The sequence below is a fragment of the Streptomyces actuosus genome (genome assembly GCF_016921115.1).
GTDB lineage: Bacteria > Actinomycetota > Actinomycetes > Streptomycetales > Streptomycetaceae > Streptomyces > Streptomyces actuosus_A.
In genome coordinates this window covers 62,455-72,269 of record NZ_JAFFZS010000036.1, presented here as the reverse complement: position 1 = coordinate 72,269, position 9,815 = coordinate 62,455, and the positions used below count along the sequence as shown (strand labels likewise).

General features: G+C 72.4%; 6 protein-coding genes. 4 read left to right on the top strand and 2 right to left on the bottom strand.

Annotated features, from left to right (window positions below; all coding sequences use genetic code 11):
• Positions 1-338: 338 nt before the first annotated feature.
• Positions 339-605, bottom strand: a complete 267-nt coding sequence (gene rpsT / locus JS756_RS30140) for a 30S ribosomal protein S20 (protein WP_205386425.1) — start codon at positions 603-605, stop codon at positions 339-341.
• A 250-nt stretch (positions 606-855) separates the two neighbouring features.
• Between rpsT and lepA the strand changes: the two genes are divergently transcribed.
• The 4 genes from lepA to hemW all read left to right on the top strand — a co-directional run bounded on the left by lepA (position 856) and on the right by hemW (position 8,800).
• Positions 856-2,724 carry a translation elongation factor 4 gene (gene lepA / locus JS756_RS30135; protein WP_205386424.1) on the top strand — a complete coding sequence of 623 codons (1,869 nt, stop codon included), beginning with the start codon at positions 856-858 and terminating at the stop codon, positions 2,722-2,724.
• Between the two features lie 247 nt (positions 2,725-2,971).
• On the top strand, positions 2,972-4,846 hold the full coding sequence (locus JS756_RS30130; protein WP_205386423.1) for an AMP-dependent synthetase/ligase: 1,875 nt from the start codon (positions 2,972-2,974) through the stop codon (positions 4,844-4,846).
• Between the two features lie 369 nt (positions 4,847-5,215).
• Positions 5,216-7,540, top strand: coding sequence for an ATP-binding SpoIIE family protein phosphatase (locus tag JS756_RS30125; RefSeq protein ID WP_205386422.1), 2,325 nt, complete (start codon positions 5,216-5,218; stop codon positions 7,538-7,540).
• A gap of 27 nt (positions 7,541-7,567) precedes the next feature.
• Entirely contained in the window at positions 7,568-8,800 is a 1,233-nt protein-coding gene (hemW, locus tag JS756_RS30120) for a radical SAM family heme chaperone HemW (RefSeq protein ID WP_205386421.1), read from the top strand.
• A 188-nt stretch (positions 8,801-8,988) separates the two neighbouring features.
• On the opposite strand, the gene JS756_RS30115 is transcribed toward hemW, so the two are convergent.
• The gene (locus tag JS756_RS30115; protein WP_205386420.1) at positions 8,989-9,795 is read right to left on the bottom strand and encodes a DUF3097 domain-containing protein; all 807 of its coding nucleotides are present in this window, start codon (positions 9,793-9,795) and stop codon (positions 8,989-8,991) included.
• Positions 9,796-9,815: the final 20 nt, after the last annotated feature.

Here is a 9,815-nt window from a genome sequence, read left to right as displayed (position 1 = left end):
GGAAGCCGGAAGCCGGAAGCCGGAAGCCGGAAGCCGGAAGCCGGAAGCCGGAAGCCGGAAGCCGGAAGCCGGAAGCCGGAAGCCGGAAGCCGGAAGCCGGAAGCCGGAAGCCGGAAGCCGGAAGCCGTCGGACGGGACCGGGCAGCCGGGCCGCCTCGCCGGGCAGGCCGAAGGCCCCGGTGCCCGCTCTGGGGAAGAGCGGGGGACCGGGGCCTTCGGTCGAAACCTTTGAGTCCGTTCCCGCGTGGCGAACGCAGGCCGCGAACGGACTCGGAGTGCCGGACGGGAGCGGATGAGAGAGGGCCCGCTCGGTTCCCTCCGGCGATCACATCAAAGGGTCAGCCCTTGAGGGACGCGACCTTCTGAGCCAGCGCCGACTTCTTGTTGGCGGCCTGGTTCTTGTGGATGACGCCCTTGGAGACGGCCTTGTCCAGCTGACGCGCGGCGACGCGCTGCAGCTCGTTGGCCTTCTCGACGTCACCCGCGGCGGCGGCCTCGCGAGCCTTGCGGATCGCGGTCTTCAGGGAGGACTTGACGGCCTTGTTGCGCAGCCGAGCCTTCTCGTTGGTCTTGATCCGCTTGATCTGGGACTTGATGTTCGCCACGAATGAGCCTTTTCAGGTTCAGGCACGGCTCCAGGGCGATTCCGCGAACGGAGTCGGGGACCCGTACCAGGTGATTTCTTGAAGACGTGCCTCGCGCTGAGAGGGCATGAGACACGGCCCCCTACACTACCAGCGGCCCTCGGAGTGGCCCAAACCGGTCGCCGCGCCCCGCCCGTGGGACCATGGAAGCTACGTATCGATCCGACCCGAGACCGTCACCCGGCGGAGACCTCAAGAATCAGGACCCTGCGTGCCCGCGACCCCGAAACACGTGCCCGAGCCAAGCCGTACCGACCCGGCTCTGATCCGCAATTTCTGCATCATCGCGCACATCGACCACGGCAAGTCCACACTCGCCGACCGGATGCTCCAGCTGACCGGAGTGGTCGAGCAGCGGCAGATGCGTGCTCAGTACCTCGACCGGATGGACATCGAGCGCGAGCGCGGCATCACGATCAAGTCCCAGGCGGTGCGTCTGCCGTGGGCCCCCACCCACGATCCCGGCAACACGCACATCCTCAACATGATCGACACCCCGGGGCACGTCGACTTCACCTATGAGGTCTCCCGGTCCCTCGCCGCGTGCGAGGGGACCATCCTCCTCGTCGACGCCGCCCAGGGCATCGAGGCGCAGACCCTCGCCAACCTCTACCTGGCGATGGAGAACGACCTCACGATCATCCCCGTGCTGAACAAGATCGACCTGCCGGCGGCGCAGCCCGAGAAGTTCGCCGAGGAGCTGGCCAACCTGGTCGGCTGCGAGCCGGACGACGTCCTGAGGGTCTCCGCCAAGACGGGCCTCGGTGTCGAGGCGCTGCTCGACAAGGCCGTCGCGGAGATCCCGGCGCCCGTCGGCGTCGCCGACGCCCCCGCCCGCGCGATGATCTTCGACTCCGTCTACGACTCCTACCGCGGTGTCGTGACCTACGTCCGGGTCGTCGACGGCAAGCTCAACAAGCGCGAGCGCATCAGGATGATGTCCACCGGCGCCACGCACGAACTGCTGGAGATCGGCGTCAACTCGCCGGAGATGCTCCCGGCGGACGGCCTCGGCGTCGGCGAGGTGGGTTACCTGATCACCGGCGTGAAGGACGTCCGCCAGTCCAAGGTCGGTGACACCATCACCAGCCAGGCCAAGGGGGCGCAGGAGGCGCTCGGCGGTTACAAGGACCCCAAGCCGATGGTCTTCTCCGGCCTGTACCCGCTGGACGGCTCCGACTACCCCGAGCTGCGTGACGCCCTCGACAAGCTGCAGCTCAACGACGCCGCGCTGGTCTACGAGCCGGAGACCTCCGCCGCGCTCGGCTTCGGCTTCCGCGTCGGTTTCCTCGGCCTGCTCCACCTGGACGTGATCCGTGAGCGGCTGGAGCGCGAGTTCGGCCTCGACCTCATCGCCACGGCGCCGAACGTCGTCTACCGGGTGATCATGGAGGACGGCGTCGAGCACACCGTCACCAACCCGAGCGAGTTCCCCGAGGGGAAGATCGACGAGGTGTACGAGCCGGTGGTCCGGGCGACCGTCCTCGCGCCCTCCGAGTTCATCGGCGCGATCATGGAGCTGTGCCAGACCCGGCGCGGCACCATGCTGGGCATGGACTACCTCTCCGAGGACCGTGTCGAGATCCGTTACACACTGCCCCTCGCCGAGATCGTCTTCGACTTCTTCGACCAGCTGAAGTCCAAGACCCGCGGATACGCGTCGCTGGACTACGAGCCCACGGGCGAGCAGTCCTCCAGCCTGGTCAAGGTCGACATCCTGCTGCACGGCGACAAGGTCGACGCCTTCTCGGCGATCACCCACAAGGACCAGGCGTACGCGTACGGCGTGCGGCTCGTGGCCAAGCTGAGGGAGCTCATCCCGCGGCAGAACTTCGAGGTGCCCGTCCAGGCCGCCATCGGCTCACGGGTGATCGCCCGCGAGACCATCCGCGCGATCCGCAAGGACGTCCTCGCCAAGTGCTACGGCGGCGACATCTCCCGCAAGCGCAAGCTGCTGGAGAAGCAGAAGGAGGGCAAGAAGCGGATGAAGATGGTCGGTTCCGTGGAGGTCCCGCAGGAGGCCTTCATCGCCGTGCTCTCCAGCGACGACAGCGCGGGACCTGCCAAGGGCAAGAAGTAGCCGCCGGACACATCCCGCCGCCCGGTCGGAGCGGCGCCGGGGGCCCGTCGTGCGTCTGCGCGACGGGCCCCCGCGCTCACCCGAGCGGTCCGCCGCGCGAAGTGAAGGGGCGCGGCCCCTTACGCACCGGCCGGTTGCCCCTTACCCTGATGCCTGCTCGATAGTTACTCGTGAGTTAAACAACGTTTCGCGGGTAGGAACCAGCCGCACTGAGCCAGCCGCACTGCCGCGGGCCCCGGAGGATGTCGTGACCGACGCACAGACACTGATCGAGAACCGGCCGCCGTCCGTTGCGGGCCTCTTCCTGGACCGCGTGGCAGCCACGCCGGACGCCGAGGCCTACCGCTACCCGGTGCCCCAGGCCGCCGGGGAGGGCCCAGACGAGTGGAAGTCGCTGAGCTGGGCGGAGGCGGCCGAACGGGTCTACGCCATCGCCGCCGGCCTGATCGAGCTGGGCGTCCAGCCGGAGCAGCGCGTGGCGCTCGCCTCCTCCACCCGCATCGAGTGGATCCTCGCCGACCTCGGCATCATGTGCGCGGGTGCCGCCACCACGACGATCTACCCGCAGACCAACGCCGAGGAGTCCGCGTACATCCTTTCCGACTCCGAGAGCCACGTGCTGATCGCCGAGGACGCCGCGCAGGTCGCCAAGGCGGTCGAGAAGCGCGACGAACTGCCCCGGCTCACGCACGTCGTCGTCATCGACGCGACGGGGGTCGAGACCGGCGACTGGGTCATCGGCCTCGACGAGCTGGAGCGGCGCGGCGCCGCCCGCCTGGAGAAGGACCCCGACCTGATCAGGGAGCGGGTCGGCGAGATCACCCGGGATCAGCTCGCGACCCTCATCTACACCTCCGGCACCACCGGGCGCCCCAAGGGCGTGCGCCTGCCGCACGACAACTGGTCGTACATGGCCAAGGCGATCGCCGCGACCGGGCTGGTCAGCGGCGAGGACGTGCAGTATCTGTGGCTGCCCCTCGCGCACGTCTTCGGCAAGGTCCTCACCTCCGGCCAGATCGAGGTCGGCCACGTCACGGCCGTGGACGGCCGCGTCGACAAGATCATCGAGAACCTGCCCGTCGTCCAGCCGACCTACATGGCGGCCGTGCCCCGCATCTTCGAGAAGGTGTACAACGGCGTCGCCGCCAAGGCGAGGGCCGGAGGAGGCGCAAAGTACAAGATCTTCCAGTGGGCCGCCGACATCGCCCGTGAGTACGCCAAGGTCACCCAGGACAACTTCCGCCGCACCGGCAACCGCACGGCGCCCTTCGGCCTCGCCGCCCAGCACAAGGTCGCCGACGTGCTCGTCTACGCCAAGATCCGCGAGGCGTTCGGCGGCAACCTGCGCGCCTGCATCTCCGGCTCGGCCGCCCTCGCCCCCGAGATCGGCTACTTCTTCTCCGGCGCCGGCATCCACATCCTGGAGGGCTACGGCCTGACGGAGTCGTCGGCGGCGTCCTTCGTCAACCCGGGCGAGGCCTACCGCACCGGCACCGTCGGCAAGCCGCTGCCCGGCACGGAGGTCCGCATCGCCGACGACGGCGAGATCCTGCTGCGCGGCCCCGGCATCATGCAGGGCTACCACCAGCTGCCCGAGAAGACCGCCGAGGTGCTGGAGAGCGACGGCTGGTTCCACACCGGCGACATCGGCGAGCTGTCCGCGGACGGCTATCTGCGCATCACCGACCGCAAGAAGGACCTCATCAAGACCTCCGGTGGCAAGTACATCGCGCCCGCCGAGGTGGAGGGCCAGTTCAAGGCGGTGTGCCCGTACGTCTCCAACATCCTCGTCCACGGCGCCGACCGGAACTTCTGCACGGCGCTCATCGCGCTCGACGAGGTCGCGATCCTCGACTGGGCGAAGGAGCACGGGCTGGAGGGCAGGTCGTACGCCGAGGTCGTCGCCGCGCCCGAGACGGTCGCTCTCGTCCAGGGCCACGTCGACCGGCTCAACGAGGGTCTGCAGCGCTGGCAGACGATCAAGAAGTTCCGGCTGCTCCCCCGGGACCTCGACGTGGAGCACGGGGAGATCACGCCGAGCCTGAAGCTGAAGCGGCCGGTGGTGGAGCGGGAGTACCGCCACCTGATCGACGAGATGTACGCGGGGACGCGCGAGGCCTGACGCGCCCTCGCCGGGGCCGGCCGACGGACGCGGAGTCAGTCCGGCGGCCGGCCCCGCGCCCGCTCGCGGCAGCCCCCGTCGGCCGCCCGGCCCCGGGACGGCGCGGCTCCGCCCGCCTGCTCGCACCACCCCGGCCTGTTCGCCTGCTCGCCTGCCTCGCGGGCCGGCTGCTCGCCCGGACGCATGTACGCCCGCGACGTTCATATGCTCGAATTCGGCCCCTGATGTGTTCGGCTTCGAGCATGCGCGGAGCACGGTTGTCACCCATGGCGGCCCAGTTCGGTAACTCGGCGCTTATGACCCCGCTCGTTCTGTCACCCTGGCGGCATCGACCGAAAGCGTCCGTCCGAACAGTTCGGGGAGTTGCCGATGGGGGCCGTGCCGACGCAGCGGGAGACCGATGCCCGGTCGGGAGGTGCGCCTGCCGGCGGCCCGGCCGAGGGGGCGCGGAGGCACGCCACCCTGCCCGGGAGCTCCCTCGCGCCAGGCGCAGCGCGCGACCTGGTGCGCGCCGCGCTGCACGAGTGGGCCGAACTCGGTCCGCCCGGCGCACGGCACCTGAGTGACCGCCTCGTCGAGGACGCGATACTCGTCGTCAGCGAACTCGTCACCAACGCCGTCGTCCATGCCGGCACCGACGTGCGGCTGCTGTGCCGTCTGGAGCCGTCCGGCCACGTCGTCGTCGAGGTCTCCGACCAGCACCCCTCGCGTGCCCCGCGCGACGGCGAGGCCGTCCGGGCCACGCCCGAGCCCCCCGAGCACGGGCGCGGGCTGCGCCTGGTCTCCGCGCTCGCCGATTCCTGGGGCATCACCTACTGCCGCGATGCCAAGACGGTCTGGGCGCGGCTGACCGCCGAGGCCCTCGTCCGCCGGGACGACACCCCTCACCCCGTCGCCGTCGGGCCCGCCGTCGACACCGCCCTGCACGTCGCCGGGGTCCTCGCGCCCGAGCCCGGATCCGGGGAAAGGGACCGGGAGTGGCTGGGGCGCGGCGCGCTGTCCTTTCTGGCCGAGGCCTCCGATCTGCTGGCCGGGCAGCTCGACGAGGACCTCGTCGCCGCCCTCACCGGCCAGCTCGTCGTGCCGAGGCTCGCCGACTGGTGCGCGGTGTGGCTGGAGGACGAGGTCACCGGGCGCGGCCGGTGGGGCGACGGCTCCGTCGGTGTCGTGCCGCGGCTCGCCCGTGTCTGGCACACCGACGAGAACCTCGTCGAGGACCTGCGCCGTGTCCTGGCGGCGGACCCGCCCTGCCCGCCCGACGTCCTGCGCTGCGGCCCCGTCCCCTACCCGTGGCCGGCCGCCGTCCTGGTCCCGAGGGGCAACGGGACGCGCCTGCTCCCCGGCCGGGCCGGGCATCCGGAGGCGGTCAACGGGGCGGCTCGTCCGACGCGGGCCGCGGTCCCCGCCCCTGCCGACGATCACGGTGCGCGCCCCGCAGGCCGGGACGACCGGTGTCCCGAGTCCGCGGACCGCGACGGTCGTGTCGGCGGTGCCGCAGGCCCGGACGGCGGGGGCGCTGCTCGCGCGGGGCGTAACGGTCATGCTGCCGGGGCCGCAGGCCTGGGCGGCGCCCCTGCCGTACCCGGGTGGCCCGACGGCCAGGGGCCGGCTGCTGCGGACGGGCCCGGCCCGGGCACCGTCCCCGCCGTCGCGGCGTCACACGGTCCCGCTTTCCGCGACGGCCGCGGTGCCGCTCGCGCGGTACCGGACGGTCGGGCCGCAGCGCCCCGGGACCGGCAGGGCCCGGGCGTGGCCCTCGCCTACCGGCTCGTCGCCGGGGGACGGCCCCTGGGCACGCTCGTCATCGGACGGACGGACGCGCTGCACTTCCCCGACGAGATCACGGGGCTGGTGGAGGACCTCAGCCGCCGCGTCGCGCTCGCCATCGGCGCCGCCCGCCAGTACGCCCGGCAGGCCACCATCAGCGCCGTGCTCCAGCGCGGGCTGCTCCCGGGGGCCGTCGCCGAGATCCCGGGACTGCGCAGCGCGCTGGTCCACGAGCCGTGCGACGTCGGCGGGCCCAGCGGTGACTTCTACGACCTCTTCCCGGCCGGCGACGGCCGCTGGTGCTTCGCCGTCGGCGACGTCCAGGGCAAGGGCCCCGAGGCTGCCGTCGTCATCGGACTCGCCCGGCCCTGGCTGCGGCTGCTGGCCCGCGAGGGCTACGGCGTCGCCGACGTCCTGGACCGGCTCAACCAGCTCCTCCTGGACGACGCCACCGAGGCCGCGGACGCCGCCGCCCGCGCGTTCACCGGACCTGTCGACCCAGGTGACGGGCCCCAGAACCGATTCCTCTCCCTGCTCTACGGCGAGCTGGCGCCCTTCGACGGCGGCGTCCGCTGCACCCTGGCCTCCGCCGGGCATCCGCTGCCGCTGATCCTCGGCCCCGACGGGGGTGTGCGCACGGCCGCCCGACCGCAGACGCTGCTCGGCGTCGTCGAGGACGAGACCTACCGCAGCGAGACGGTCGAGCTGCGCCCCGGCGACACCCTGCTGTGCGTCACCGACGGCGTCACCGAGCGCCGGTCGGGTTCCCGCCAGTTCGACGACGGCGACGGACTGGCGGGCGCCCTCGCCGGATGTGCCGGCCTCAGCGCCGAGCTGATCGCCGAGCGGATCCGGCGGCTGGTGCACGAGTTCGGCGGGCAGCCGCCGGGGGACGACCTGGCGCTGCTCGTGCTCCAGGCCGAGTAGCAGCGGGCCTGCGGGACAATGGGCACCATGCCTTCCGCACTCCCCGACGGCGAGCCCGTCCCCGACGACGGCGCGCTGCCCCCGCACGCGCTCGCCGGGGCCGCGGACCGCCCGCTCGGCTTCTACCTGCACGTTCCCTACTGCGCGACCCGCTGCGGCTACTGCGACTTCAACACCTACACGGCGACGGAGCTGCGCGGCACCGGAGGCGTGCTGGCTTCCCGCGACAACTACGCGGCGACCCTCACCGACGAGATCCGCCTGGCCCGCAGGACGCTCGGCGACGACCCCCGGCCGGTCCGCACGGTGTTCGTCGGCGGCGGCACACCCACCCTGCTGGCCGCGGACGACCTCGTGCGGATGCTCGGGGCGATCCGGGACGAGTTCGGGCTGGCCCCGGACGCGGAGGTCACGACGGAGGCCAACCCGGAGTCCGTGGACCCGGCCTACCTCTCCGCCCTGCGCGAGGGCGGCTTCAACCGGATCTCCTTCGGCATGCAGAGCGCCCGGCGCCACGTCCTGCAGGTGCTGGACCGCACTCACACCCCGGGCCGCCCCGAGGCCTGTGTCGCGGAGGCGAGGGCGGCGGGCTTCGAGCACGTCAACCTGGACCTGATCTACGGAACGCCGGGGGAGAGCGACGACGACTGGAGGGCCTCCCTCGACGCCGCGATCGGCGCCGGGCCCGACCACGTCAGCGCGTACGCCCTGATCGTCGAGGAGGGCACCCAGCTCGCCCGCCGCATCCGCCGCGGCGAGATCCCGGCCACCGACGACGACGCGCACGCCGACCGCTACCTGATCGCCGAGGACACCCTGTCGACGGCGGGCTACACCTGGTACGAGGTGTCCAACTGGGCCACTTCCCCGGACGGCCGCTGCCTGCACAACGAGCTGTACTGGCGCGGCGCCGACTGGTGGGGCGCGGGCCCGGGGGCGCACAGCCACGTCGGGGGGGTGCGCTGGTGGAACGTCAAGCACCCGGGGGCGTACGCGGCGGCCCTCGCCTCCGGCCGCTCACCGGGCGCCGGGCGCGAGGTCCTGTCGGACGAGGACCGGCGGGTCGAGCGCATCCTGCTGGAGCTGCGACTGCGGGAGGGCGTGCCGCTGGAGCTGCTGCGGGAGGCGGGCCTCGCGGCGTCCCGGCGCGCGCTGGCGGACGGCCTGCTGGAGGGTGGCCCCTATCAGGACGGGCGGGCCGTGCTCACCCTGCGCGGGCGGCTGCTGGCGGACGCCGTCGTCAGGGACCTGGTGGACTGAGCACCCGCCCCCGTGGACGGGGACGGCCGGCCGGCCCGAGAGCGAGGGGGCGGCCGGTGGGCCTCTCCGGGCCCGCGGGAGCCGTCCTGACGGCCGGAGGGGAGCCGGTCCCGCCCCCCCCGGACGGCCGCTCCGCGCCGCGGGAGCCCGTCCACCGGTTCCGGGCCCCCGCCGGTACAGGACGGGCCTCAGGGCGCGGTCACGTGGTCGATGAGACGCTCGACGCACCCCAGCAGCTCGGGCTCCAGGTCCTTGTACGACCCCACCCGCTTCAGGATCGCCTGCCACACCGCCCCGGTGTTCTCCGCCGGCCAGCCCAGCGCCCGGCACACCCCCGTCTTCCAGTCCTGGCCGTGCGGGACCGCCGGCCACGCCGGGATGCCCAGGGACGACGGCTTCACGGCCTGCCAGACGTCGACGTAGGGGTGCCCCACGACCAGGGCGTGCTCACCGGTCACCGACTCGGCGATGCGCCACTCCTTCGTGCCGGGGACGAGATGGTCCACCAGGACGCCCAGACGGGCGTCCGGACCGGGGGCGAAGGCCTCCACGACCGACGGCAGGTCGTCGACGCCCTCCAGGTACTCCACCACCACGCCCTCGATGCGCAGGTCGTCGCCCCACACCTTCTCGACCAGCTCGGCGTCGTGCCGCCCCTCCACGTAGATCCGTCCCGCCCGGGCCACGCGCGCCCGGGCGGCGGGCACGGCGACCGACCCAGAAGCGGTGCGGGAGGGGCGCGCCGGTGTGGCGGACGACGGCCGCACGAGTGTGACCACCCGCCCCTCCAGCAGGAAGCCCCGTGGCCGCAGCGGGAACACCCGGTGCTTGCCGAAGCGGTCCTCCAGGGTGACCGTGCCCGCCTCGCAGCGGATCACCGCGCCGCAGAACCCGGTGCCGGGCTCCTCCACCACCAGGCCGGGCTCCGCCGGGACCTCGGCAACCTGCTTCGGCTTCTTCCACGGCGGGGTCAGGTCGGCGGAGTACTGGCGCATTCGCACGACGATAGGAGAAG